Annotated in this window: 22 protein-coding genes; 4 read left to right on the top strand and 18 right to left on the bottom strand. The window is 68.0% G+C overall.

Annotated features, from left to right (window positions below):
• Position 1: 1 nt before the first annotated feature.
• The 16 genes from ACIG5A_RS27195 to rfbC form a co-directional block, all read right to left on the bottom strand.
• The gene (locus tag ACIG5A_RS27195; protein WP_397244899.1) at positions 2-1357 is read right to left on the bottom strand and encodes a glycosyl hydrolase family 28-related protein; all 1356 of its coding nucleotides are present in this window, start codon (positions 1355-1357) and stop codon (positions 2-4) included.
• Entirely contained in the window at positions 1354-2658 is a 1305-nt protein-coding gene (locus ACIG5A_RS27190; protein ID WP_397244897.1) for a protein tyrosine kinase, read from the bottom strand. Before ACIG5A_RS27190 ends, ACIG5A_RS27195 begins: the two co-directional genes overlap by 4 nt.
• An 11-nt stretch (positions 2659-2669) precedes the next feature.
• A complete protein-coding gene (locus ACIG5A_RS27185) occupies positions 2670-4022 on the bottom strand; it encodes a hypothetical protein (RefSeq protein WP_397244895.1) in 1353 nt (450 codons plus the stop codon).
• Positions 4023-4052: 30 nt separating this feature from the next.
• Positions 4053-5057 carry a glycosyltransferase gene (locus tag ACIG5A_RS27180; RefSeq protein WP_397244892.1) on the bottom strand — a complete coding sequence of 335 codons (1005 nt, stop codon included), beginning with the start codon at positions 5055-5057 and terminating at the stop codon, positions 4053-4055.
• The gene (locus ACIG5A_RS27175; protein WP_397244890.1) at positions 5054-6322 is read right to left on the bottom strand and encodes a lipopolysaccharide biosynthesis protein; all 1269 of its coding nucleotides are present in this window, start codon (positions 6320-6322) and stop codon (positions 5054-5056) included. The genes ACIG5A_RS27180 and ACIG5A_RS27175 overlap by 4 nt, the downstream gene beginning before the upstream one ends.
• Positions 6312-7469, bottom strand: coding sequence for a glycosyltransferase family 4 protein (locus ACIG5A_RS27170; RefSeq protein ID WP_397244888.1), 1158 nt, complete (start codon positions 7467-7469; stop codon positions 6312-6314). Before ACIG5A_RS27170 ends, ACIG5A_RS27175 begins: the two co-directional genes overlap by 11 nt.
• Positions 7466-8530 carry a glycosyltransferase family 4 protein gene (locus ACIG5A_RS27165; protein ID WP_397245918.1) on the bottom strand — a complete coding sequence of 355 codons (1065 nt, stop codon included), beginning with the start codon at positions 8528-8530 and terminating at the stop codon, positions 7466-7468. The genes ACIG5A_RS27170 and ACIG5A_RS27165 overlap by 4 nt, the downstream gene beginning before the upstream one ends.
• 23 nt (positions 8531-8553) lie before the next feature.
• Positions 8554-9390: a glycosyltransferase family 2 protein gene (locus ACIG5A_RS27160; RefSeq protein WP_397244886.1), complete on the bottom strand. Its 837-nt coding sequence runs from the start codon at positions 9388-9390 to the stop codon at positions 8554-8556.
• Entirely contained in the window at positions 9390-10001 is a 612-nt protein-coding gene (locus ACIG5A_RS27155; protein ID WP_397244884.1) for an MspA family porin, read from the bottom strand. The genes ACIG5A_RS27160 and ACIG5A_RS27155 overlap by 1 nt, the downstream gene beginning before the upstream one ends.
• 103 nt (positions 10002-10104) lie before the next feature.
• Positions 10105-11223: a transferase gene (locus ACIG5A_RS27150; RefSeq protein ID WP_397244882.1), complete on the bottom strand. Its 1119-nt coding sequence runs from the start codon at positions 11221-11223 to the stop codon at positions 10105-10107.
• Positions 11220-12239: an NAD-dependent epimerase/dehydratase family protein gene (locus ACIG5A_RS27145; RefSeq protein WP_397244880.1), complete on the bottom strand. Its 1020-nt coding sequence runs from the start codon at positions 12237-12239 to the stop codon at positions 11220-11222. Before ACIG5A_RS27145 ends, ACIG5A_RS27150 begins: the two co-directional genes overlap by 4 nt.
• Positions 12239-12889 carry a PIG-L deacetylase family protein gene (locus tag ACIG5A_RS27140; protein ID WP_397244877.1) on the bottom strand — a complete coding sequence of 217 codons (651 nt, stop codon included), beginning with the start codon at positions 12887-12889 and terminating at the stop codon, positions 12239-12241. The genes ACIG5A_RS27145 and ACIG5A_RS27140 overlap by 1 nt, the downstream gene beginning before the upstream one ends.
• The gene (locus tag ACIG5A_RS27135; protein ID WP_397244875.1) at positions 12886-13683 is read right to left on the bottom strand and encodes a glucose-1-phosphate cytidylyltransferase; all 798 of its coding nucleotides are present in this window, start codon (positions 13681-13683) and stop codon (positions 12886-12888) included. The genes ACIG5A_RS27140 and ACIG5A_RS27135 overlap by 4 nt, the downstream gene beginning before the upstream one ends.
• The gene (locus tag ACIG5A_RS27130) at positions 13680-14921 is read right to left on the bottom strand and encodes a class I SAM-dependent methyltransferase (RefSeq protein ID WP_397244873.1); all 1242 of its coding nucleotides are present in this window, start codon (positions 14919-14921) and stop codon (positions 13680-13682) included. The genes ACIG5A_RS27135 and ACIG5A_RS27130 overlap by 4 nt, the downstream gene beginning before the upstream one ends.
• Positions 14922-15043: 122 nt before the next feature.
• Complete coding sequence (locus ACIG5A_RS27125; protein ID WP_397244871.1) at positions 15044-15580, bottom strand: DUF1214 domain-containing protein; 537 nt, start codon at positions 15578-15580, stop codon at positions 15044-15046.
• Between the two features lie 199 nt (positions 15581-15779).
• Positions 15780-16340, bottom strand: a complete 561-nt coding sequence (rfbC, locus tag ACIG5A_RS27120) for a dTDP-4-dehydrorhamnose 3,5-epimerase (protein ID WP_397244869.1) — start codon at positions 16338-16340, stop codon at positions 15780-15782.
• Between the two features lie 246 nt (positions 16341-16586).
• Here rfbC and ACIG5A_RS27115 point away from each other — a divergent pair, with 246 nt between their 5' ends.
• Positions 16587-18176: an alpha/beta hydrolase gene (locus tag ACIG5A_RS27115; protein WP_397244867.1), complete on the top strand. Its 1590-nt coding sequence runs from the start codon at positions 16587-16589 to the stop codon at positions 18174-18176.
• Positions 18177-18227: 51 nt separating this feature from the next.
• Here the strand turns inward: ACIG5A_RS27115 and ACIG5A_RS27110 are convergent, their stop codons facing one another.
• Entirely contained in the window at positions 18228-18506 is a 279-nt protein-coding gene (locus ACIG5A_RS27110; protein WP_397244865.1) for a hypothetical protein, read from the bottom strand.
• Positions 18507-18970: 464 nt separating this feature from the next.
• Here ACIG5A_RS27110 and ACIG5A_RS27105 point away from each other — a divergent pair, with 464 nt between their 5' ends.
• Positions 18971-19816: an SAM-dependent methyltransferase gene (locus ACIG5A_RS27105; protein WP_397244863.1), complete on the top strand. Its 846-nt coding sequence runs from the start codon at positions 18971-18973 to the stop codon at positions 19814-19816.
• Between the two features lie 4 nt (positions 19817-19820).
• Here the strand turns inward: ACIG5A_RS27105 and ACIG5A_RS27100 are convergent, their stop codons facing one another.
• A complete protein-coding gene (locus ACIG5A_RS27100; protein ID WP_397244861.1) occupies positions 19821-20837 on the bottom strand; it encodes an NADP-dependent oxidoreductase in 1017 nt (338 codons plus the stop codon).
• Between the two features lie 100 nt (positions 20838-20937).
• On the opposite strand from ACIG5A_RS27100, the gene ACIG5A_RS27095 reads away from it, so the two are divergent.
• Both ACIG5A_RS27095 and ACIG5A_RS27090 read left to right on the top strand, forming a co-directional pair.
• The gene (locus ACIG5A_RS27095) at positions 20938-22350 is read left to right on the top strand and encodes an MDR family MFS transporter (RefSeq protein ID WP_397244859.1); all 1413 of its coding nucleotides are present in this window, start codon (positions 20938-20940) and stop codon (positions 22348-22350) included.
• Between the two features lie 51 nt (positions 22351-22401).
• Complete coding sequence (locus tag ACIG5A_RS27090; protein WP_397244857.1) at positions 22402-23346, top strand: helix-turn-helix domain-containing protein; 945 nt, start codon at positions 22402-22404, stop codon at positions 23344-23346.
• The last annotated feature ends 122 nt before the right edge of the window (positions 23347-23468 follow it).

The raw sequence follows: 23468 nt of genomic DNA, 5'->3' as shown, positions 1-23468 counted from the left end.
CTCACCGCCGCGGCCGCTCGCGCCCGAGCGCGCTCGTCGTGATCTGGCCGTCCGGTGTCACGGCCAGCCGCCAATAGCCGTCCTGCGCGTCCTTGAGGATGACCCCGGCATCGCTGCGATCGGATAACCATGCGCCGCTGGGCAATACGGCCGACACGATATCGCCCTGCGGGGTTTGCGCCTGGAGGGGTTCCGCACCGGACGCGCTGCGCGCGACGAGCGTTCCGGCGAATCGGTCGCCGCGCCCGCGCCCGCAGCCGATCACCTGCCAGCCACCCGGGATGACGCGCGGGTCGATATCCTCGGCGGAGCCGGAGAGCAGATTGATCGCGGTGCCCTCCTGGCAGGTGGCCGGATCGATCCGCAGCGCGGTGGGCGGTTCGCCGCCGTCCGGATCGAACAGGATGTTCGCCAGATACGGCCGACGGCAATAGATCAGGTCCAGGCAGACCTTCCTGGCCGCCACCTTGCAGTTGATCATACCGAACTGCGCGGGGCCGCCCCGCTTCGGATCACCGATCGACACCGCGGTGTCGGCGCCCTCGAACCACACGTTCGTCAGCCACCAGTCGTTGGCCGCGCCGTCGACGCGCACATGCTGTGTGGTGGTACGCGGGTCGAGATCGGAGACGAATTCCACGTTGGCGAGCGACAGTCCGGCGTTGTGGTCGTTGCCGGTGCCGAGCACGCCGATGTGGTTGCTGGCGAATTTACTCGCCGTGACGTAGTTCTGGATACACGACGTGACGATCCCGTAGCCGAAGTTGTTGATATCGCAGTTGGTGAAGGTGGTACCGCCGGTGTTCTTGTCGAGCACCACACCGCGCTGCTGCAGGAAACGCGGATAGTTGCCGCTCAGGTGATTACCCCGCAGCACCACCGAATCGAAGGTGCAGCGAAAGCAATTGGACAGCGAAACCGCCGTCGCCTGTGTGCCGGTGGCGAAGACCGCGAACCGGGCGAACCGCACCCGTTGGCGATCCTTCAGCGCGATCAGCGTCCCGTTCTCCTCGAACAGTACGGTCGACACATCACCGCCGTCGCCAAAAACACTGCTGAAGTCCGGTAATTCGGGCCAGGAACGCACACGGTAGGTGCCCGCGGGGAGATAGAGGGCCACCGGCCGGTTCGGCGCCGACGCGGCTCTGGCGAAGGCGTCGGTGTCGTCGGTCCTGCCGTCGCCCACCGCGCCGAAGTCACGCACGTTGCGTCCCGCGGGTGGTTCGGCGCCCCGTGGCGACCTGAACTCGGCGGGCGCGGCCGGCTCGCTTTCCGCGCACGCGGCCAGTATCGGCACGGTCACGGCCGCGCCGAGCGAGGCGAGCAACACGCGCCGATCGAGGAAATCGTCGCTCATGTTCGTGACCTCCCTGCCTGCCGAGTTCGTTCGCGAATCCGTTCGACGGTCCGGCGCAGCCGCGTACCGCGCCGCAGCAGCGCCACCGCACCGAGGGGGGCGGGCGAGCCGAACGCGGCGAGCGCGGCGGCCACCCCGCTGATCCGCGCCCGCTCGATATCGACGACCGCGATCGCCGGTCCACAGCGCGACGCCAGCGCCCGCGCCTCCTCGGCGGCGCCTGTGCAGACGATGACGTCGTCGAATTTCTGCCGCAGCTCCGCGAGCACCGCGGTGAACCGTGCCGACGCGAGCAACTCCGGCGTCGCGGCGTCCACCGCACCGATCGGCAGCACGCTGAAATCGCCTTCCGGCCATGGGATTACCACATCGGCCGCCGGGGTATCCGCGCGCAACGCATCGGCGAGTCCGGCCGTCGAATCGTCCGGCAGGAGCACGGAGATGCCGCGCCCGCCGGCGTCCGCGTCGACGAGCACCACCGAATCACCGGCGGCGGCGAACGAGCGGGCGAGCCCGAGCGGTACCTCGGCCCCTGTGCCCGCGGTCAGGCTGATGAGCAGCAGCGGTCCGCCCGTGGAGTTGTTGCCGGACAGTCGGGTTCGCAGCAGCCGCACCTGCGCCGCATCGTCTCCCCCGCCGCCGATCCGCGCGAGCACCGCGATGGGCAGCACGTCCGCCAGCCTGTCCGCGGTGCGCACCCTGCCGTCGAGCCGGTCTCTGACGAAGGCCGCCAGATAACCCAGTGCCAGCCCGGCGACCGCGCCGAGCGCGACCAGGCGCGACGGTTTCGCACCGCCGGGCGCGACCGGCTCCCTCGCCTTGTCCACCACCGCGACTCGCGCGGCGGGCGCGGTATCGCGCTCGATCGTCTCCAGTTCCCCGACCAGCCTGCGGAATTGGGCGACGACGGCGTCGGCGAGGCGGCGCGCGCCGTCGGCGGTGCCGTCGCGCGCCGAGATGACGATCAGTGTGCTCGCGGGCGGAGAGGCCGCACTCACCCGGGCGCGCACCTGATCCACCGAATCCGTGAGCCCCAACTCGTCGTGCACCCGCTGCGCGACGTTCGCACTGCCGACCAGCTCCAGGTAGGAGCGCACCCGCTGCTGCGCGGCAAGCCCACCCTGGTACGAGTCGTTCACCGAGGTCCCCGTCGCCATCGAGACGTACATGGTGCTCGAGGCGGTATAGGTGACCGGCACCGTCCGCGCGTATCCGGCGGCGACGACGAGCCCGAGCAGCAATCCGGCGAGTACGATCGGCCAGCGGCGCAGCGCGATCCGCCCATAGTCGGTCAAAGTCATTGTCCTGTCCTTCATGTCGCGATCGCCATCGCTCCGGTCGCGGGCACGAGCGACCGCCTGCGGCGCTGGTACTCCAGTACCGCCTGGTAGATGAGCCACACCAGCACCACGGCCTGCAGGTATTTGCCGACCACCTCGAAGGTGCCGAGGATGCCGCGCTCGAAGACCACCGGAATCTCGCTCAGCGCCAGTCCGAGCACCACCGGAACGACCCGGCGGCTGTACAGCGCGGCGGCCCACAGCAGCAGGACGACGAAGGTGAAAACGACGCCGACGGTGACCCCGGCGTAGCCGCCGAGTACGTAGCCCTCGTTGACATTTCCCTCCGCCAGCGAGACCGTGAGGCCGTTCATATCGACCGAGGCGCCGCGGACCTCGCTCGCCCACGCGGTGCCCGCCTGCATCTTCGGCGCGCCGAGCACCTGGGCGGGCAGCAGGCTGGTCAGCCCGTGCTGCACGACCTGTCCCGGCGTGAGCCACGAGTGTGGCCCGGCGTAGTAGGCGTCGGTCGCGGCCTCGAGCAGATCGAAACGCCGCAGCAGGCTCAAGAACGGCTGCACCGCCGGTGGATAGCTGGAATTGACCTCGGTGGACAGCGATTTCAGGTACGGCGATTCCTTCAGCGACTGCAGCCAGCCGAAGGCGCCGATGCCGATCACCGAAATCGCGGCGACTCCGGCGGCCTTGGCGCGGTTCCAGCCGGTCAGCGCGAAGCGGACCGCGACGGCGAGTGCCGCGCCCATGATCGGGGTCTTCGATTCGATGGCGACGGTCCACAGCAGTTCACCCGCCATCAGCCCGGCGATCAGCAGCACGGTGTGTGCGCCCCGGGCGGGGCGCGCGAGCGCGATCAAGCCGAGCGACCCGATGGAGGCCAGCAGGGTGACCAATGCCAGTATCGGACTGGATGTTTCGACCTCCCCCGCCTTCGCGGTCGTGCCCGCGGCCACCGAGGCCGCCCGGCCGAGCGAGCCGACGACGTAGCAGATCCCGAGCGTGGCGCAGAACGCCGGATGACCCGCCATCGGCACCTCGCGCACCATCGCGCCGCGGTACCTGACCCAGATCGCCAGCGCCACAACGAGTGCGGCGTAGACCCCGACGCCGTACACCACCGGCTGCAATGCGCCCGCGATCGCGCGGTCGTAGCCGAGCGAGGCCAGGCGGGGGTCGGCGACATTGTCACCGAAGTGGGGCGCGGGCCGCGTCGACAGCAACACCAGCGGCCGCGCCACATATGACATACCCCAGTACACGGACTGACCGATCAGCAGCACGCGCAGCACGCCGGGCAGCATCGACGCGGCGATCACCATCGCGGTCAATCCCGCGATGATCAGCGCGATCTCGCCACCGTTGCTCATCGCGCACCGGTCCGGAACACACGCTGACCGCTACCCGAGCGCATCGATGATCTCCCTGGCCCGGTCCACATAGCTGTGCCATTCCGTCCGAATGCGCCGGCATCCGGCGGCCGCGACACGGCTCGCCAGTGCCGGATCGGCCGCGCAGCGCCCCAGGATGTCGTGCAGCTCCGCCGGTTCCGAGAACAGGAAGCACTCGGTGCCGTCGTCGAGCAGCGCGGCGTGTTCATCGGTACGTTCACCGACGAAAAGACCGCCCGCCGCGGGCACTTCGAAGGTGCGGCAGGTCTGGGTATCGCGATTGTCGGAGTTGAGCAGCACCAGGTTGGCGGTCACCGAGGCGACCGCGGCCGAGAAGTCCGCGCCGTAGACCGCGCCACCGAGCACCGCGTCGGTGCGGCGCAGCGACGGCACCCGCCGCCAGCCGGGCCCGCGCACCAGCAGTCGCTCACCGTAGGTATCGGCCAGCTCGATCACGGCCGCGCGGCGATCCGGACGGCAGGCGCCGATGAAGCCGGCCAGAAAGCGCCGGGTGTCGCGGCGCGCGCACGGATAGTGCAGGCTGGGGTCGTAGGCGCTGCGGACGAACAACGCGGCCGCGACCCCCCGTGCGTGCAACTCCGCGACGTTGTAGGACTTGGTGGTCACGACCATGTCCCAATCGCGCTCGTACGCAAGGTAGTCCGGGGTCGTGTTGTACGCGTTGGCGACATCGTCGGGGCTGTAGTGCACCCGCAGCGGCGCAGGCGTGGACAGCAACCGCTGCTGATCGAGATGTACGGCCTTGAAGGCGAACAACAGGTCGGGCTTGAATTCGGCCGCGGCCGCCTCGAGGCGTTCGTGCACGGCGGCGACGCGCCATGGCGCACGCCGCCGCGCCAGCTTCGAATACCACCACGGCACGGACAATCTCGTCGGCAGTGTGACCTCGGTCGAGTCGATGACGACGACATCGTGTCCGGCCCTGCGGAATCCGTCGGCCAGCGAGCGGGCGTTGCTGCCGAGCCAATCGTCGCCGAGGTAGAGAATCCTCATGCCACCGCCTTCCGCCGCGACAGTTGCCACATCCGCGCCAGATACCAGGCGGCGACCGAGAATTCGGCCGCGACCACACCACAGACCAGTGTCCACACCGAATGGGTGCGCAGGGCGATGAGCAGTGCGATCACGGCGACGCCGGTGCCGAGGGCGGCGCCGATCAGCACGCCCCGGGTGTCCTGCTGGACCGGTAGCACCGCCGTGGTGATGTAGGAGCTCACCGTCGTCGCCGGCAGGATCAGCACCTCGACACGCAACACCGGTACCGCGCCGGTGAACTCGGCGCCGAAGACCAGTCCGATCGCCACCGGCGCGAGCAGCCAGATCACCGTGGTCGCCAGCACCGCGGCACCGACGGCGGCGCCGAGCGCCCGCAGCGAGTGCCGCCAGAATCCGGCCTCGCCGCTGCGCCGCGCCATCCGCGGCAGCAACGCGAAACCGATGGGGTCGAGCAGCGATTGGACCGCGCGCACCAGCCGGTCGGCCGCGGTGAACAAACCGAGCGCGGCGGTGTTCAAGATGCCCGCGTATATCGCCGCCGCGCCCTGGCCGTAGCTGGTCACCAGCAGTCGCGAGGTCAATACCGGTGCGCCGGTGCGCAATACACCGCGGATATCCCGCGGCCTGCCCATCGGCCCGAAGGTACGCCACGCGTCCAGCCAGGTCGCCGCGACGGTGAGGATCGACGAGACGAGCAGGCACAGCACCGCGATCGCCGCGGTGGCGTGCCTGGGCAGCAGCACGACGAGCAGCGCGAGATAGGCGATGCGACCCACCGACTGATAGAGGATCGAGGCGCCGAACCGGCCCTGACCGATCAGCAGCCAGTCCTCCGACAGCGACCAGAGCCCGCCCGCGAACAGACCGAGCAGGATCATCCGGGTGTATGCGGGCACATCGAGCGCCAGGCCGACCAGACCGACCAGACCGATCATCGACAGTGTCACCGCGCGAACCGCCGCGTAGCTGCCCCGCAATTCGTTGATGGCCCGCGTGCTGTGCGCCGCATCGTGTACCCGGGCCGCGAGAAAGGCGGTGATACCGAGATCCACCACCAGTGTGCCGACGAAATACGCCGACATGCCGATGGCGAGCAGCCCCATCCCCGGCGGGCCGAGCACGCGCGCGGCCAGTGGCAGGGTGACCACCGTGACGAGATACTGGCCGTATTTGCCGAAGCTGACGTAGCCGATATCCCGCAGTACGCCGCCGATACCCCTGTCGCGCAGCACCTTCGGTACGATCGGGCGATTACCGGGCATGCGCGCCTCGCACTCCGTCGAGAAACCCGGCGACCACGGTCGCGGTTTCGGCGATATCGAAGCGCGCGGCGCGCGCCACGGCCGCGGCCGACAATCGTTCGCGCAGCGCCCGATCGCCGATGAGCCGGTCCAGCGCGCGAGTCAGCCCTGCCTGATCGCCACCGTCGACGAGCAGCCCGCTGCGTTCGGGCTCGATGATCTCCTCGGGTCCGCCGGGGCGGGTGGCGATCACCGCGCAGCCCGCGCGCATCCCCTCGACCACGACCTGCCCGAAGGGCTCGGCCAGCACCGAGCAGTGCACCAGAATGTCGGCGCGGCGCAGGTATTCGCCCGGATCGTCGACGTGACCGGTGAAACGCACCGGGATGTCCAGCGCGACGGCCAGCCGAGCCAGTTCGGCGCGATAGGACTCCTCACCGAAGAAGGTGCCGCCGACGAGGTACACCTCGCGTGGCCGCGTCCGCACCTCGGCGAGTGCCCGCAGCAGCACGTGCTGTCCCTTCCATGGCGTCAGCCTGCCGAGGACGACGAGCACGGTCTGCGCCGCCGGTCGCTGCGCGCTGCGCTGTTCGCCTGCGGCGCCGCCGGATTCGACACCCGGATAGGCGACCGCGTGCCTGCGGCGCCAGGTGCTGAGCGATGCGAGCGTCGAATAACTGTTGACCAGGTAGCCGTCGGCGACGAGCCAGCCGAAACCCCGGATCGCCCGCGCCAGCCCGCGCCCGAAGTACTCGGCGGATACGCGGTCGTGCACCTGCCAGATCAGCGGTACGCGGGCACGCCTGGCCGCGATCGCACCCATCGCGAGCGCCTTCGTGCTCTGCGCCACGATCACCGTGGCCCCACCATCGCGCACCGCGGCGCCGAGTGTCCAGCCGGTGCGCAGCAACCCCAGGCAGGCGCGCAGCAGCCCGCGCACATCGGCGCCATCGATCGTCAGCGTCCGGGAATCGAAAGGTCCACGGACGACCCAGGTTTCGATTCCAAGGTCACGGGTGCGGCGCACCATCGGCCCGCCCTCGGTGTAGCAGAGCACGGTGTCGATGCGGCGGTGTCCGGGCCGTCGCAGTGCCGAAAGCAACCGCAGCGTGGCCAGTTCCGCGCCGGAGGGCGCGGCGCTGTGTACGAGGAAGCAGGCTCTGATCATCGGCACAGCTCCGCGTACACGGCCATATGCCGCTCGGCCGCGACATCCCAGGAGAACGATTCGGCGTGCGCGCGGCAGCGCCGCGGGGTCGGCACGGCACCGCACAGCGCGACGACAAGGCGCGCGGCCAGCGCGTCGGCGTCGCCCACCGGCACGATCAAGGACGGATCGAGGCCGCGGACCGAATCCGGCAGCCCGCCACAGTCGGTCACGATCGGCGCACGGCCCGCGGCCAGCGATTCCAGCGCGATCAGCCCGAAACCCTCGAGCGCGGCCGATGGCACGACCGTGCAGTGCGCGCGCGAATACAGCCGCACGAGTTGCTCGTCGCCCGCCCGCCCGAGGAATTCGACCGAATCGGTGTGTCCCAAGGATGTCGCCAGGTCACGCAATTCCCGCTCCGCCGTGCCGGTTCCGACGATGACCAACCGCGCCTCGGGGCACTGGTCGGCCACCGTCGCCCAGCCACGCAACAGTGTGTCGATGCCCATCCGACGCTCGAGCCTGCGCACGCACAGCACGATGCGCTCGGCGTCCGATGGCTGCCGCGGCGTCGGCCGGAACCGATCCAGATCGACACCGGGCGGGATCACCCGCACCGCGTCCGCTTCGATGCGGTAGTCGGCGACCAGCAGATCCCGAAAACGTTCCGAGAGCACCACATAGCGGTCCGCGCCGCGGTAGCGCAAACGTTCCAGCGCGTATTTCGCCCGCGCGTGCACCGGTGCGGCGCCTGCGGCGCGACTCTCCGCCGCCCACGGACCGTGGAAGTGCACGACCAGCCTGCCGCCGCGCGCTCCGGCGGCGGGCGGCCCGTACAGACAGAAGTGGCGATCGAGAACCGCTGGGGCACACCGGCCGCCACGATCAGCGAAGGCCAGGCTCGCGCGGCGCAGTGTCGAACCGCCGACCGGTCCCCATGACCGCCCGCCCGGCGGCGGATCGCCGAATGCCGTCGCACAGACCTCCGCGTCGCCGCGGCGGGCAAGTGCAGCATGCAGATCGGTGAAGTAGCGGTTCAAACCGCCCGGCGCGGAGGCGAACCACTCCGCGCCGGTCATGTGGATGCGCAGCGGCTCTCCGGTCAACGCGGCCCTCCGCTCGGGTGCCACACGCCCGTCGCCATGCGCACACGCAGGCGTTCCATCGCGGCGCGCGCCAGGCGCCGATCGCCGGCCAGCGCGTCCCGCTGCCGCACGACCTGCGGGTAGTCGGCCGCGAGCCGATGATGGAAGCGGAACATCTCCGAGAGCTTGCTCACCGTCGAGGTCCGGCTGCACAGATTGAACGGCGACGTCCGCCAGGCCGCGAGCACCGTCGGCATACCGAAGAACGCACCGAACGCACCGACCCTGGCGAACAGGTCGACATCCATCGGGAAAATCAGATCACCGCGTATTCCGCCGACCAGATCGAAATGGCTGCGGCGGAACATCGCGGCGGCGGTCGGCCCGAATTGCATGGGGCCGCCGCGCACGATGGCCCGCATCAGATCCCGCCCTTCGCGACGCCCTTCCAGCCCGCAGATGCCGAGTCCGGATTCGACGATCACGTCCTCGGCATCGATCACCTGATACCGGCCGGAACTCAGCGCGATCGACCGATCGGACATGATCTTCAGCTGTGCCGTGAGCGCGCCGGGCAGCAGTACATCGTCGGCGCATACCACCTTGACGAGTTTTCCGGTCGAAAGCCGCACGGCGCGATTCCAATTCGCGCCGATGGGCAGCATATCGTCGTTGGCATGCACCCGAATGCGCGGATCATCGAACGACTCCGCGATCGCGCGGGTCTTATCGGTGCTCGCGTTGTCGAGCACCACGAGTTCGAATTCGTCGTCCGTGCGCAGAATCGACTGCAACGTCGCCGCGAGTGTGCGTTCGGCGTTGTAGGCGGGCACGCAGATGGAAAGCGTCTCCATCACAACGACCAGATCGGACCGTAGGCGACCACCGTGTCGCCGGTCGGTGTCGTCACCGAGACGAACGGGCGAATGTTCGCCGGGCCGACGACCCCCGACACCGTGCCGTGTACCCCGGCGATGCGCACCTGCCCACTCGCACCGGAGATTTCGCCGGTGGCGACGGCGATCTCCTTGATGCCCGGCCCGATGCTGACCTCGGCTTCGATGCCGCCCTGGGGAATGAGATCCGTCAGCGCGAACTGCGGCCCGCCCGTACCACCCAGGTTCACGCCGAGGCCGGGGGTCTTGTAGCCGAATTTCAGGCGGCCGGTGAGCGCGGCGGGATAGCCGACCTGATAACCGATCGTGATCTTTCCCTTCCACGAATCGGCGTTCGGTCCGGAGATATCGAAGCCGACCACACCGTCGTGGAACCATTCGCGCGTCGTCGGATTTCCGTCCAGCGGTGGGACAGCGGCGATTCGAGTGTCGAACAACACGGCACGCACGGTTCGCTGCTGCGTGTCGACGATTTGGTTGGTGCCGTCCACCGCACCCGCGACGCCATCGCCGATCATCGGGATCATGATCGAGGTCGCGACAATTGCGAGCACTTTTCGAATAGCCATGATTCTCTTTACCCCTCTTACGAATTCGCCAGAGACCCGGCGAATTTCAAGTTACCTCGCTATTCGGGTACGCGAAAACCCGAGCGGCAATCAATGATCCATCTCACAAAGCGGCAGTTGTCCGGATCGGCCCTTCTCTGACGCCCGGCACGACCCATTTCCCACGCAATTCTGCGAATTCGTCATATAATTCCGGCAACAGATCGGGCAGCGTGAGCAGCACCTGATCGGGGCGTGCGGCGACGAGTTCCTCGGGCGAAATGATCGGCACATCGGTACCCGGCATGCGCCTGCCGTGTTTCGCCGAGGCGGCATCCGCGACCCCCGCGAGCAGTTCCCGGCGCACACCCGCCGCGGCGAACAGCGCCACCGCGCGCGACGCGGCGCCGTAGGCGTACACCCGGCGGCCGAGTGCGGCCTGCGCGAGCAGCCAATCGCGCAGGAACCGAATGTCGTAATCCGCCGCACGCTGGAGTCCGCCGACCACGCGCGGGTCGGACAGGCCGGCCTCATCGGCGAATATGCGGATCACCTCCGCGGTCGGCGCGGCGCCGCCATGCACGGCGGCGACCAGGATGGTGCCGCCGTAGAGATCGAACTCCCACGCGGCGGCGACACTCATCTCGGCCGTCGCGAGCAGCCGTCCGACCACGCCCAGCGAGTAGTAACCGAAATGCCCGTGCCGCAACGCATTCCATTGCCCGCCCGTGACGATCGCGCGCAGCGAGTGGAATTGCAGCAGCAGCACACCGTCCGGCGCGGTGGCCGCGGCGCGGGCGGCGAAGGCGGCGCGTTGGTCGGGTTCGTGTATGACGCCGAAGCAGTCGAGCACGAGATCCGCCTGCCCGGCCACGGATTCGAACCCGTGCGCGCCGAGCAGCGGCAGCCAGGTGCCGCCGTGCGGGCTGCCGAATTCGCGTACGGTCGCGCCCCGCAGCCAGCCCGCCGCGGCCACCCGGGTCACCGCGTCGGCCGCCTGGTCGCGTAGCGCCCTCGGCTCGACGCCGCGCGGTTCCGCGGGCATCGTGTCGTCCTCGGCCAGCTGAGCCAGACCACACGTTGCGCAGAGATCCATGGCCAGCGGGTGGGCGGTCTCCGCGGCGGTCACCGGCGTCGTCGCGAACGGAAACTCGTCGGACACCGCGACATTGCCGAGATCGAGCACCCTGGTCAGCAGTGGGCTCACGCAACCTCGGCACACTCGACCACGTCCGGTCGTCATGACACCCAACGCAGTTCGCCGTCCAGTCCACCGGAATCGCGCAACCGCTGCAGCCACGTCAACCGGGTGAAACGTTCGAAGAAGTCGACGGGGCTCAGCAGGCGCACACCGTACTCTCGATACAGCTCCGCCGCGCCGTCACGCACACCCCACCGCGCATGAAAGCCCAATTCCGTACCGGCCCTGGTGAAATCGACGCGATACGAACGCGGATCCGGCCCGGACTCCCCCGTGATAACCAGCCGCGAGGCGGGTACGACGTCCACCACCGTCTGGGCGATCTCGGCCACCGAGGCGTTGTTGAATGCCGCGCCGATATTGAAGGCACGGGCGTGGATCGCTGCCGTCGGCGCCGTCAGGCAGGTGGCGAAGGCGTCGGCGATATCGGCGGCGTGCACCAGCGGCCGCCACGGGGTGCCGTCCGAAGCCACCCGCACCACACCGGTCAGCACCGCGTAGCCGACCAGATTGTTCAGCACGATATCCGCGCGCGGCCGCGGCGAGAAGCCGAAAGCCGTCGCGTTGCGCAGGAATACCGGCGAGAAGCCGGAATCCGCAAGCGCGGCAACGTCATCCTCGACGCGCACCTTGCTCTCGGCATACGGGGTCAGCGGGCGCACCGGCGCGTCCTCGTCGACGAACTCCTCGCCCGCGGCGCCGTAGACCGAGCACGTCGAGGCGTACAGAAACCGCCGCACCCCCGCCGCCTTGGCCGCCTCGGCCAAACGCACCGACGCCGCATGGTTGATCGCGTGCGTGATGCGCGGCGCGAGCGCACCGAGCGGGTCGTTGGACAGCGCGGCGAGATGGATCACCGCGTCGTAGCCCACGAGGTCGGCGCTGGTGACATCGCGGATATCCCGGCGCAGCGTCGGCGGATCGGGCGCGACCTCGCCGAGGACGCATTCGGCGAAGTATCCGGTATCCAGTCCGGTCACCTCGTGGCCACGCTGGCGCAGGATCGGCGCCATCACTGTGCCGAGGTAGCCCTGATGCCCGGTCACCAGCACGCGCATCACCGACCTCCGAAAGTGATGACGGCCTTGCCTACGACGAAGGCCTCCGCATACGTCGAACGGCACTGCACGCCGCGCAGCCGCGCAAGCCCGAGGAACGCCTCGTCGTCGTACCAGTCCCGATCCCGTTGCGACGGATAGTGTTCGGCGAGCAGTAAGGCCTTGCTCCGCGCGATCTCGAGGCCGAGCCGGTGGTACAGCGTCGGTCGCGGGGTGTCGGCCTCCCACTTGACGATCTCGTAGCCGAGCACCAGGTGGTCACGGAACTCGGTCGTCACGAGTTCGGCGAGCAGCCGATGATCCTGGTGCGCGTCCGCGCACTGCGGCGCGAACACCACCTGAGGATCGGCGGCGACGCGGAACTCGTGCAGCGCGTCCTTGATTCGGTTCCAGTGCGCCGGGGCGCGACCGTCCGGAATGTCGAGCACCGTGAGCTCGACCGTGCCGCCGGGGCAGAACGCGTGCAGCGCGGCCGCTTCCTCCCCGGCCCGCTCGGTGCCGTTCCCGCTCAGCACGAGGGCCCGAATCCGCAGCGGCGCCTGTGTTTTCGCCAAGGTCAACAGCGTGCCGCCGATACCGATGGCGATATCGTCGCAATGCGCGCCCAATACCACGATCTCGCTGATCCGCCCGCTGTGCAGATCGATCATCGGCACTCCCCCGCGGAAGTCGGTGCGTCCCACACCATCCACGGCCGGTCGCCGCGCCGATAGCCCTCGTCGAGTTCGGCGCGCTCCTTGAACGTGTCGGCGGGCTTCCAGAATCCGAGGTGCTGATAGCCGAAGAGCCTGCCTTCCGCGGCCAGCGCGCCGCAGGCGTCCTCCACCAGACAGCCGCCGGGCGGAAGCAGCGCGAAAACGTCTTGCGTCAGCACGAAATACCCGCCGTTCTCCCAGATCCGCATCTGCGAGACGGGGGTGATGGTCTTGATCTCTCCCGCCGAGTTCACATCGACACAGTGGAACGACGATTGCGGCGGCACGATCGTCATCGCCGCCGCCGCGCCCGAGGCGGCGAAGCCGGACACGATCCGATCCAGCGGTGCGTCGGTGAGTACATCGGCATAGTTGGCCAGGAAGTACTCCTCGCCCGCCACATGCTCGCGCACCCGGCGCAGCCGCTCACCGATCGACGACTCGATGCCGGTGTCGACGAAGGTGATCGTCCAGTCGCTGATATCGGCCTGTAGCAATTCGACTCGGCCGCGGCGGATCACGAAGTCGTTGGATCGTTCCTCCTGATAAGTCAGGAAGTAGTCCTTGATGTGGTTGCCGCCGTAGCCGAGGCACAGAATGAAATCCTTGTGCCCGTAGTGGGCGTAGTAGCGCATGACGTGCCAGATGAGCGGGCGTGGCCCGACCATCTGCATCGGCTTCGGCACCGTGTCGTCGCTGCCGTTGCGCATCCGCATGCCGTAACCGCCGCAGAACAGCACCACTTTCATCGCGATCCGCCTCCGGGTCGCGCGCGGTGCAGATCGGGCAGCGGGTAGACGATCTCGCCACCCCATGCCGCGATGTGGCCCAACTGCGGGGTGATCTCCTTTTCGAGATTCCACGGCAGCACCACCACGACATCGGGCCGATCCACATCGATCCGATCCGGCGGATAGATCGGGATGCGGGTACCCGGCGTGAATCTGCCGTGTTTGTAAGGGTTTCGGTCGACGGTGTACTCGAGCAGGTCCGCGCGGATACCACAGTAGTTCAGCAGCGTATTGCCCTTGCCCGGCGCACCGTAGCCGACCACCCGCTTACCTTCGGCGCGCCGCGCGAGCAGGAACCGCAGCAACTCGTGGCGCACTTCCTCGGTGCGCGTCCGCATATGGCGATAGCCGTCGACCTCGTGCAATCCGGCATCGGCTTCCAGCTGAAGTACCTCGCCCACCGAGGGCCTCGGCTCGGCGACCTCGTCCGGGCGCGCCCAGATGCGCAGCGAACCGCCGTGCGTTTCGAGCAGTTCCACATCGACGACGGTCAATCCCGCGGTGGCCAGCGCATTCTGCGCCGAAAGCAGCGTGTAGTACTGGAAGTGCTCGTGGTAGATCGTGTCGAATTGACCGTGCCGCACCAGATTCAGCGCGTGATGCACCTCGATCGACAGCCAGCCGTCATCGGCGAGTAGTTCGCGCAGCGCGCGGGTGAAGCCGAGCAGGTCGGGCACATGCGCGTAGACATTGTTGGCGACCACCAGATCCGCCCGCCCGGCCTGGTTCCGAATGCGTACGGCGAGTTCGGGATCCAGGAATCCGGTCACCGTGGGAACCTGGTTGTCTCGCGCTGCGGCGCCCACATTGACCGAGGGTTCGATGCCGAGGCACCGGATCCCCCGCCGCACCATGTGCTGCAACAGATAGCCGTCGTTGCTCGCCACCTCGACCACGAACGATTCCGTGCCCAGATCGAGTCGCGCGACCGCCTCGTCCACGAACCGCTCGGCGTGACGTACCCAGCTGTCGGCATACGAGGCGTAGTAAGCGTATTCGGTGAAGGTTTCCTCCGGTGTGATCAGCGCCGGAATCTGCAACAGCAGGCATTCCTCACACAACCGCAGGTGCAGCGGGTAAGTCGGTTCGGGCTGGTCGATTTCGCCTGCCGTGAGAAATTTCTCGCACGGCGGTGTCGCCCCGAGATCCAGGACGCTGAGCATCCGTTCCGATTCACACAATCGGCATTCGAGCACGACGCACCTCCTGAATTTCCGCCGAAGCGGTGACGGCCCAACGAATTCAAACAGAATCGGCATCCGCCGCCCACGGGTCGCGCTGCCCAATCGCGGGGCTTGGACGGACAGATGGCATTTGCTCACATGGCGCGCACAATGGGCGGATATCCATAGGTACCGCGAATCACCTCGGGCACGGGCAGGAATGCCCGGTACAGCACCGAGAAGGCGCCGTCGGGCACCGGCAGCCAATTCACCCACGGAGCCGCGGGCCTGCCCGACGACAGTCCCACGGTGATCAAACCGTCCGTATCCCTTGCGAGTTCGCGCTCGCGATTTCCGAGCTCGAAGCCCGCGGCGAACGCGCGTCCCTGCGTACCGAACACGGTCAACGTCCAGAACCCCTCCGGCGCGCACGGCAGCCGGGACGGATCGATGGTGATGGTGAAACTACCTGCCCCCGTCAATGGTTCGCCGTCGCGGTCGACGAGATAGATCGCATCCTCCAGCGAGGCCGTGACATCGGGACGTACCGGCCGTGGCGCCCGCCTGGATCGCCGGGTGTGCGGCGCCCAGATGTTCGGCGCGCGACGGTGTGCGGGCCGGACCGCGTCGACATCGCGAATACAGAGGTCGGGCACCGGCTTCCGATGTTCTATCGCGGAACGTTGTGACAATGCGGGCTTTCCTTCATCAGGCTCGATCGCTGGCGCCGAAGCGCTTTCGTATTGCAGTCAAACACGAAGTCCGGATATCGGGAACTGGGCGCAGTGACCGAATACGGGGCAAGCACGGACAGGGAATTCCATCGACGTAATTCACACGCGACCGGGCATTACCGGCCGAAAAGAGGCGATGGCGGACATCCGCCGTCACCTATTCGCGCTCTAGTCGCGCGCGCAATTCCCGCCAGCTGCCCGCGCCGGCATCCCGCGCCGAGATCACGCCGACCGGCAGCGGCCACGCGATCGCCAGGTCCGGATCGTCGTGGGCGACAGCGAGATCCTCGGCCGGATCGTGCGGCCGATTGATCCGGTAGCAGACGTCGGCGATCTCGGTCAGCGCTTGAAATCCGTGCAGAAATCCCGGCGGCACGTACAGATGACGGAAGCTCTCGTCATCGAGCAGGAAGGACTGATGGCCGCCGAAAGTCGGTGAGCCGGGCCGGATGTCGACGAGGACGTCGTGCACCGCGCCGCGCGCGCAGCGCACCAGCTTCGCCTCGCCGCGCCCGGCGCGGCCATGCATGCCGCGGATCACCCCGCGCGCCGAGCGCGACTGCGAATCCTGCACGAAGCTCGCCGCCGCGCCCGGCATGCCGAGCTGCTCGTCGAAGAGTTCGGCGTCGAAGGTCCGGACGAACAACCCGCGCGCATCCAGGAACGGTTGCGGCGCGAGCACCAGGACGTCGGCAAGGTCGGTTCGCTCGACACGCATCGGCTCATGGTGTCACGGATACGCGGCAGCCACCGGGTCAGCCGAGGACAGGGCGGGATGCATTCACGAAATTCTCATCGAGCCCTTGGTCTGCTATTCCGTGCGCGCCCACACCATCTCGGTCGGGCGTCCGACGGCCGTTCACCGAATACCATCAGCGAACTCATGGCTACTATTCAGAGCTGACCAGGCTGTTCCCCATCGATGAAGCTGGAGGCACCGCGGATGCGGCGAAGGAATCGAATCTTGTCGGCGACCGCGGCAGCCGTTCTGGCCGCGGCGGCCTGTTCGGACTCGGGCGGATCCGACGACACGTCGGCCACGAGCAGGCCACCCGCCACCGGCTCCGCGCCACCACTGGCGAGTATCGAGGAGTACAACGCCCAGCACATCGAGTGGACGCCGTGCCCCGATCAGCCCGGCGTCGAATGCGGTTCGATCCGGGTGCCGATCGACTATCGGCATCCCGGTGACGCCGCCATCACCATGCCGCTGGTCAAACTGGCCGCGACCAACCCCGAAGCCCGGCTCGGCGTGCTCACCACGAATCCGGGCGGCCCGGGCGAATCCGGGATCGAGGCGGTGCTCAATGCCCGCGAGGACAGCGAGACCAGCCTGCGGCCGCTGCGCGAGCGCTACGACCTGATCGGCTGGGATCCGCGCGGCATCGGCAAGACCGCGGGCATCGTCTGCCTCGGCGACAAGGAGATGGACGACTATCTGGCCACCGACTTCACCCCGAGCGACGACGCGGGCAAGCAGCAGGTGATCGACGCGCACAAGCGCTACGGCGAGGGCTGCCAGCGACAGGCGGGCAAACTCCTCGGCTTCGTCGGCACCGAGAACATCCCCAAGGATATGGATGTCATGCGCTCGGCGCTGGGCGAGGAGAAGCTCAACTACATCGGCTTCTCCTACGGCACCAGGATCGGCCAGTACTACGCCGACCAGTTCCCGCAGCGGGTCGGCCGGATGCTGCTCGATTCCATCGATGATCCGGGTGAGAACGACGGCGTCGCCGACGAAGACGACGAGGTCACCGAATTCGAGTCGTCACCGGCCGAGCTGTCGCAGGAGGAGAAGTCGGTGCAGACCATCTTCGCCGCCTGCGCCACCGGACCGGCCTGCCCGGTCGGGCAGGATCCCGATGCCTCGATGGCGCGGCTGCGCGAGCTCGTCGAACGGGTGGACGCGGCGCCGCTCCCGCTGCCAGACGGCCGCAAGCTCGGCTCGAATCTGGCGCTCACCGGCGTCTTCCAGGCGACCTACGACACCGAGTACTGGCCGTCGCTGGACAGGGGCCTCGCCGACGGACTCAACGGCGACGGCGCCGAGCTGGCGAAACTCGCCGACGCCTACGTCAAGCGCGACGCCTCGGGCAAGTACGCGACCGCGCCCTACTCGTTCTCCGCGGTCCAGTGCCTCAACGGCGATCCGGCGAAGTACCGGAGCAAATCCGACGAGCAGATCCTCGCGAAGCTGACCGCGAACGCGACAAAGGCGCAAGCCAGTTCGCCGCTGTTCGGCACGAACGACGTCTACCGCAACGCGCAGTGCGCGTTCTGGCCGGTGCCGCCGTCGATGAAGGCGACCGCGGTGAAGGCGGCGGGCGCGCCGACCATCGTGCTGATCAACAACACCGGCGACGCGGCGACGACGCTGGCGGCCGCGGAGAACGTCGCGCGCAATCTCGCCGACGCGGTGCTCGTGGTCAGCGAGCGCGACGATCACATCGCCTACGGCAAGGGCTCGCCGTGCGTGGACCACATCGTCACGGACTACTTCCTCAACGGGACGGTGCCCGCACGCGATACCCGGTGCGCACCAGCCGGATAGCACCGAGGCGCCGGACCGCTCACAGCCCGGCGCCTCGCTCGTGGTCCTCGATTATGAAACGACGGAGTTCATGATGGTGCCCGCGCTGGTGGCGACCGCGCCGCCCGCCATCGCGCTCGCCACCATCTTCGGCGACTGCAGGCCGCCGCCGCTCCATTTCTCCCAGGCGAACCGGCCGCCGCCGTAGGTGATCGCGGTAATGCCGGAAAGTTGAACGAGCCAGGTGAAATACCGGCCAAGCTGCAGAATCTTATCCGCCACCGGCGGTGGTTCCGGTGTCGGATTGCCGACCTGCGCGAGAACGGTCTCGTGGAGCGCGGCCAGAATCATGCTCACTTTCGATGCTCCTTTTCGGATGCTGAGGTGATGCTGGAGATTCGGATCAACATGCGCCGGTAGTTCACGGCCGGTTGCCTCTGGTCATCGCGGGAAAACTCGCTGACCTCATCGATTCAACCTCAGCAAGATCGATAATAGGAGCCGACACACCGCATCGGGCGCAGACCGGAATCACCTTGTGATCCCGGTCAGAAGTGGCTTCGACACATTAGGAAGCGTCGTCGCGAAACTCGTACAGCCCGCTGTATCAACTCCGAAACATCCCATCACCACATCGGTGTTCCGGTCGGTTCCGACACGCGGATTCCGGCCGCCAATCCGCGCGATATCGCCGCATGCCGGGTGTTCGCTGGAATATTCTGAGCAAACGAAAACACAGTGGACCGTCGCCGTCTGCCGGCGATCGGGTGGTTGCCGAATCGACACCCCGCGACCACCACGGAGAGGGAATCATCATGCCGGACAGTCACGCTCAGACCGCCTCTGGATTGCCGACCAAGATCGATACGACCGTCGCGCACGAGGCGCGCGTCTACGATTACTGGCTCGGCGGCAAAGACAATTACCCCGCCGATCGCGCGCTCGGAGACGCGATCGCCACCCACATTCCGGCCATCAAGAGCATGGCGCGCGCCAACCGCGCCTTCCTCGGCCGCGCCGTGCGCTACCTGGTCGCCGAGGCAGGCATCACCCAGTTCCTCGATATCGGCACCGGCATCCCCACCGCGGGCAACACCCATGAGGTCGCACAGCGACTAGAACCGACCGCGCGCGTGGTCTACGTCGACAACGATCCGATCGTGCTCGCCCACGCCAGGGCGCTGATGTCGAGCACGCGGGAGGGCAGGACGGCGTTCATCCACGCCGACCTGCACGATCCCGAGGCCATACTGCACGATCCGAACCTCACCGCCACACTGGATTTCGAGCGGCCCGTCGCGATCATGCTCGTCGCGATCATGATGTATTTCCGCGACGCCGACGACCCGCACGCGATCGTGCGCGGCCTGATCGACGCGGTACCGTCGGGCAGCTACGTCGTCATCACCCATCCCACCGCCGATTTCGACGAACGCGCGATGGCCAGGGTGGTGCTGTCCGCCCAGCAGGCGGGCATCACCTTCCAGCCACGCAGCCAGGCCGAGACCCGAACCCTGTTCGCCGGCACCGACATTCTCGAACCGGGCGTCGTCCCGGTCGTCACCTGGCGGCCCGAACTCGCCGACAGGCCGGTGACCGACGGCGCGGCCGCCGACCCCGAATCCGCCTGGTACTGGGCGGGTATCGGCCGCAAACCGTGAACGGCTAGGCCACCCGGACGACCAGCTTGCCGAAGTTGCGTCCCTCGAGCAGACCGATGAAGGCCGCCGGTGCGTTCTCCAAGCCGTCCACGATGTCCTCGCGGTAGCGCACCAGGCCCTCACCGATCCAGCCGGACATGTCGCGCAGGAAATCCCGGTACATCTCCGCGACGAATTCGGTCTGGATGAACCCGCGCACGGTCAGGCTCTTGGTCAGGACGCGGCGGAAGTGGGCAGGCAGCCGGTCCGGGCCCGACGGTGCCTCGGTGGCGTTGTAATCGGCGATCAAACCGCAGACCGGTACGCGCCCATAGGTATTCAGCAGCGGAAATACCGCCGCCGCGACCGCGCCGCCGACGTTCTCGAAGTAGACGTCGATGCCATCGGGCACCGCGTTCTTCAGCTGGTCGGCGAAATCCGGTGCGCGATGGTCGATCACGGCGTCGAAGCCGAGCTCGTCGCGCACGTACGCGCACTTGTCCGGGCCGCCCGCGATGCCGACGGCGCGTGCGCCCTTGATCCGCGCGATCTGCCCGACCGTGGCGCCGACCGGGCCGCTGGCCGCGGCGACGACCACGGTCTCCCCCGGTTTCGGCTGACCGATCTTCAGCAGCCCGGAATACGCGGTGAAACCGGGCATGCCGAGCACACCGAGCGCCGTCGAGGGCGGCGCGGCGTCCGGATCGAGCTTGCGCACCGCGGACGCGGGCGCCACATGATGGGTCTGCCAGCCCGAGTAGGCGACCACCACATCGCCTTTCGCCAGCGACGGGTCGCGCGACTCCAGCACCTCGGCCACCGTCGCGCCGACCATCACCCCGTCGACCTCGACCGGCGGTGCATACGATTCGGCGGCGCTCATCCGGCCGCGCATGTAGGGATCCAGCGACAGGTACCTGGTGCGCAACAGCACCTCGCCCGGCCCGGGATCGGGCAGCTCGCCGGTCTCGAGGCGGAAGTTCGCCGGTGTCGGTGCGCCCACCGGGCGCGCTGCCAGGACAATCCGTGTCGTCTCGACCATGCACCAACCTTAGTGTTCACGGATATCGAGGTGCGGGAATACCGGCGAGCACGATACGTTCATTCGGAATATTTAGACGAACGAACGAAGGGAGCGCCGGGTGGCGACCGAGACGGTTGAGGCATCGGTCGGATTCCGGTCGGAACGCGGGGCGATCCTCATCTCGCTCATGCTGGCGACCGGGCTGGTCGCGCTCGACTCGACCATCATCGCCACCGCGGTGCTCACCATCACCGACGACCTGGGCGGGTTCAACCAGTTCCCGTGGCTGTTCTCGATCTACCTGCTCGCGCAGGCGGTCACCGTCCCGATCTACGGCAAGATCGCCGACACGATCGGGCGCAAACCGGTGATGCTGTTCGGGATCGCGGCGTTCGCGCTCGGCTCGCTGCTCTGTGCCGTGGCGCCGAGCATGCTCGCGTTGATCATCTTCCGCGCGGTGCAGGGCATCGGCGCGGGCGCGGTGGCGCCGACCACCATGACGATCGCGGGTGATCTCTACACGCTCACCGAGCGCGCCAAGGTGCAGGGCTACATCGCCAGCGTCTGGGCGATGTCCTCGGTGGTCGGGCCGCTGCTCGGCGGCCTGTTCGCCGAATACGTGAGCTGGCGCTGGATCTTCTGGATCAACCTGCCGCTGTGTGCCGTCGCAGCCTGGATGCTGATCCGCAGCTTCAAGGAGAAGGCGCCGCGGGTCAGTCAGCAGGTGGACTACCTCGGCGCCGGACTGCTGACGGTCGGCGCGGGCGCGCTGATCCTCGGCCTGCTCGAGGGCGGGCAGGCGTGGGCGTGGAACTCCCCGGTCGGCATCGCCATCTTCGCGGGTGGCCTGGCGGTGCTCGTGCTGTTCGGCTTCGTCGAGCGGCGGGCGGTGAATCCGATTCTGCCGCTGTGGGTTTTCACCAGGCAGGTGGTGATCGCCAGCAGCCTGGTCTCGCTGTTGATCGGCGCGATCCTGATCGGATTGACCTCCTACGTCCCGACTTTCACCCAGGGCGTGCTCGGCACCGGCGCGCTCGTCGCCGGGCTCACCGTCGGCGCGCTCACCCTCGGCTGGCCGCTGGCGGCCTCGCAGGCCGGAAAGCTCTACCTGCGCATCGGTTTCCGGTGGACCGCGCTGATCGGCAGCGGCCTCGCCACCCTCGGCGCGGCGACCACGCTACTCATCAACGAGCGGTCCACGCTGCTGCAGGTCGCCGGAACGTGTTTCGTGATCGGCGTCGGCATGGGCCTGGTCGCCACCCCGACGCTGATCGCCGCCCAGGCCAGCGCGGAATGGACCGAGCGCGGCGTGGTCACCTCGGCCAATATGTTCGCCCGCTCGATCGGCAGCGCGGTCGGCGTCGCCGTCTTCGGCGCGATCGTGAACTCGCGCATCGGCGGCACCGACCATCCGGCCCCCGCCGCCCTGTCCTCGGCCGTGCACCTGGTCTTCCTGACCGTGGCCGCGATGGCGGTGGTCATGGTCGTCAGCGCGGCCATGATGCCGGGGCGCACCGCCGATTCCGCGTAGCCCGGGACATTTCGGGGCCTGCGCCGCACGCGCTCTCGCGGCTAGGCTCCGATGATGGACAGCCCTCGGTTGGAGTGGGCCGTACGTGCGCCGCATCCGGCGCTGCGCCACCTGGTACGCAGATACTTCGGCTACTTCCAGGCGCTCGCCCCGCTCGACAGTGGTCGCCCGCATCGCGGTCTGCCCGCCCACACGGTCGTGCTGATGATCAGCTTGGCCGAACCGTTCCATCTGCTCGCCGAACCGGACGACCCCGACGGCGCGATACGGGCGCAGGCGGCGGTCAGCGGCCTGCACCTCGGACACGCACTGCTCCAACAGGAGCGCAGCCAGGGCGGCATTCATATCGAGATCAATCCGCTCGGTGTGCACACCCTGCTCGGCGTCGCCGCGCCCGAACTCGCCTCCCAGTTCCTCGATGTGACGGAACTGCCCGTGCCATGGGCCAGATCGCTTCCCGAACGGCTACTCGCACAACCGGATTGGGCGGGACGCTTCCGCTTGCTCGACGCCGAACTACTCGCCGCGCTGCGCCCCGATCCGACCTTGCCCGAAGTAGGTTGGATATGGCGGCAACTGGCGTCGCGACAGGGCAACATCGCGATCGGCCGGCTGGCCGCGGAAGTCGGTTGGAGCAGACAGTATCTCGGCAAACGGTTCACCCGCGCGACCGGACTCGGACCCAAACAGGTCTCGCGCCTCATGCGATTCGAGCACAGCGCGTCACTGCTGCGCACCGGCCGCCCACCCGCCGATGTCGCCACCGCGGCAGGCTTCTACGACCAGGCCCACCTGAGCAACGAATGGCGGGCACTCGCCGGCTGCCCGCCCTCCGAATGGCTCCACGAATACGACCCGTACTTCAAAGTCGCCGCCGCATTCATCCGCCGCATGCCGACCACCGAACACCCACTCCCCCAGGCCGAGGAAGTATGGGGCGCCCCAGCAGGCGGTCGCATTTCCGAGCAAGTGCGCGTGGGATCGGTGACGTTCTGACCCTATATATCTCGATCGGTAACCCGCGTTCCCTCGGTAACCCGAGTCCCCTCCGTCTGCTCGGTGACTCGTGTTCCCTCGGTTACTCGAGTCCCGTCCGTCTGCTCGGTGACCCGCGTCCC

The organism is Nocardia sp. NPDC052566, assembly GCF_044547285.1.
In the GTDB taxonomy this organism is placed as follows: domain Bacteria; phylum Actinomycetota; class Actinomycetes; order Mycobacteriales; family Mycobacteriaceae; genus Nocardia.
The sequence above is the reverse complement of the archived record's forward strand: the minus strand, read 5'-3'. Positions and strand labels throughout refer to the sequence as shown.

Bases quoted from the DNA above. Each gene is read 5' to 3' on its own strand.
- ACIG5A_RS27175 (WP_397244890.1), bottom strand. From the start codon at position 6,322: ATGCCCGGTAATCGCCCGATCGTACCGAAGGTGCTGCGCGACAGGGGT.
- ACIG5A_RS27185 (WP_397244895.1), bottom strand. From the start codon at position 4,022: ATGAGCAACGGTGGCGAGATCGCGCTGATCATCGCGGGATTGACCGCG.
- ACIG5A_RS27135 (WP_397244875.1), bottom strand. From the start codon at position 13,683: ATGAAAGTGGTGCTGTTCTGCGGCGGTTACGGCATGCGGATGCGCAAC.
- ACIG5A_RS27105 (WP_397244863.1), top strand. From the start codon at position 18,971: ATGCCGGACAGTCACGCTCAGACCGCCTCTGGATTGCCGACCAAGATC.
- ACIG5A_RS27160 (WP_397244886.1), bottom strand. From the start codon at position 9,390: ATGGAGACGCTTTCCATCTGCGTGCCCGCCTACAACGCCGAACGCACA.
- ACIG5A_RS27090 (WP_397244857.1), top strand. From the start codon at position 22,402: ATGATGGACAGCCCTCGGTTGGAGTGGGCCGTACGTGCGCCGCATCCG.
- ACIG5A_RS27180 (WP_397244892.1), bottom strand. From the start codon at position 5,057: ATGAGGATTCTCTACCTCGGCGACGATTGGCTCGGCAGCAACGCCCGC.
- ACIG5A_RS27100 (WP_397244861.1), bottom strand. From the start codon at position 20,837: ATGGTCGAGACGACACGGATTGTCCTGGCAGCGCGCCCGGTGGGCGCA.
- ACIG5A_RS27140 (WP_397244877.1), bottom strand. From the start codon at position 12,889: ATGATCGATCTGCACAGCGGGCGGATCAGCGAGATCGTGGTATTGGGC.
- ACIG5A_RS27110 (WP_397244865.1), bottom strand. From the start codon at position 18,506: ATGATTCTGGCCGCGCTCCACGAGACCGTTCTCGCGCAGGTCGGCAAT.
- ACIG5A_RS27195 (WP_397244899.1), bottom strand. From the start codon at position 1,357: ATGAGCGACGATTTCCTCGATCGGCGCGTGTTGCTCGCCTCGCTCGGC.
- ACIG5A_RS27145 (WP_397244880.1), bottom strand. From the start codon at position 12,239: ATGCGCGTGCTGGTGACCGGGCATCAGGGCTACCTCGGCACAGTGATG.
- ACIG5A_RS27165 (WP_397245918.1), bottom strand. From the start codon at position 8,530: ATGACCGGCGCGGAGTGGTTCGCCTCCGCGCCGGGCGGTTTGAACCGC.
- ACIG5A_RS27150 (WP_397244882.1), bottom strand. From the start codon at position 11,223: ATGACGACCGGACGTGGTCGAGTGTGCCGAGGTTGCGTGAGCCCACTG.
- ACIG5A_RS27190 (WP_397244897.1), bottom strand. From the start codon at position 2,658: ATGACTTTGACCGACTATGGGCGGATCGCGCTGCGCCGCTGGCCGATC.
- ACIG5A_RS27155 (WP_397244884.1), bottom strand. From the start codon at position 10,001: ATGGCTATTCGAAAAGTGCTCGCAATTGTCGCGACCTCGATCATGATC.
- ACIG5A_RS27170 (WP_397244888.1), bottom strand. From the start codon at position 7,469: ATGATCAGAGCCTGCTTCCTCGTACACAGCGCCGCGCCCTCCGGCGCG.
- rfbC (WP_397244869.1), bottom strand. From the start codon at position 16,340: ATGCGTGTCGAGCGAACCGACCTTGCCGACGTCCTGGTGCTCGCGCCG.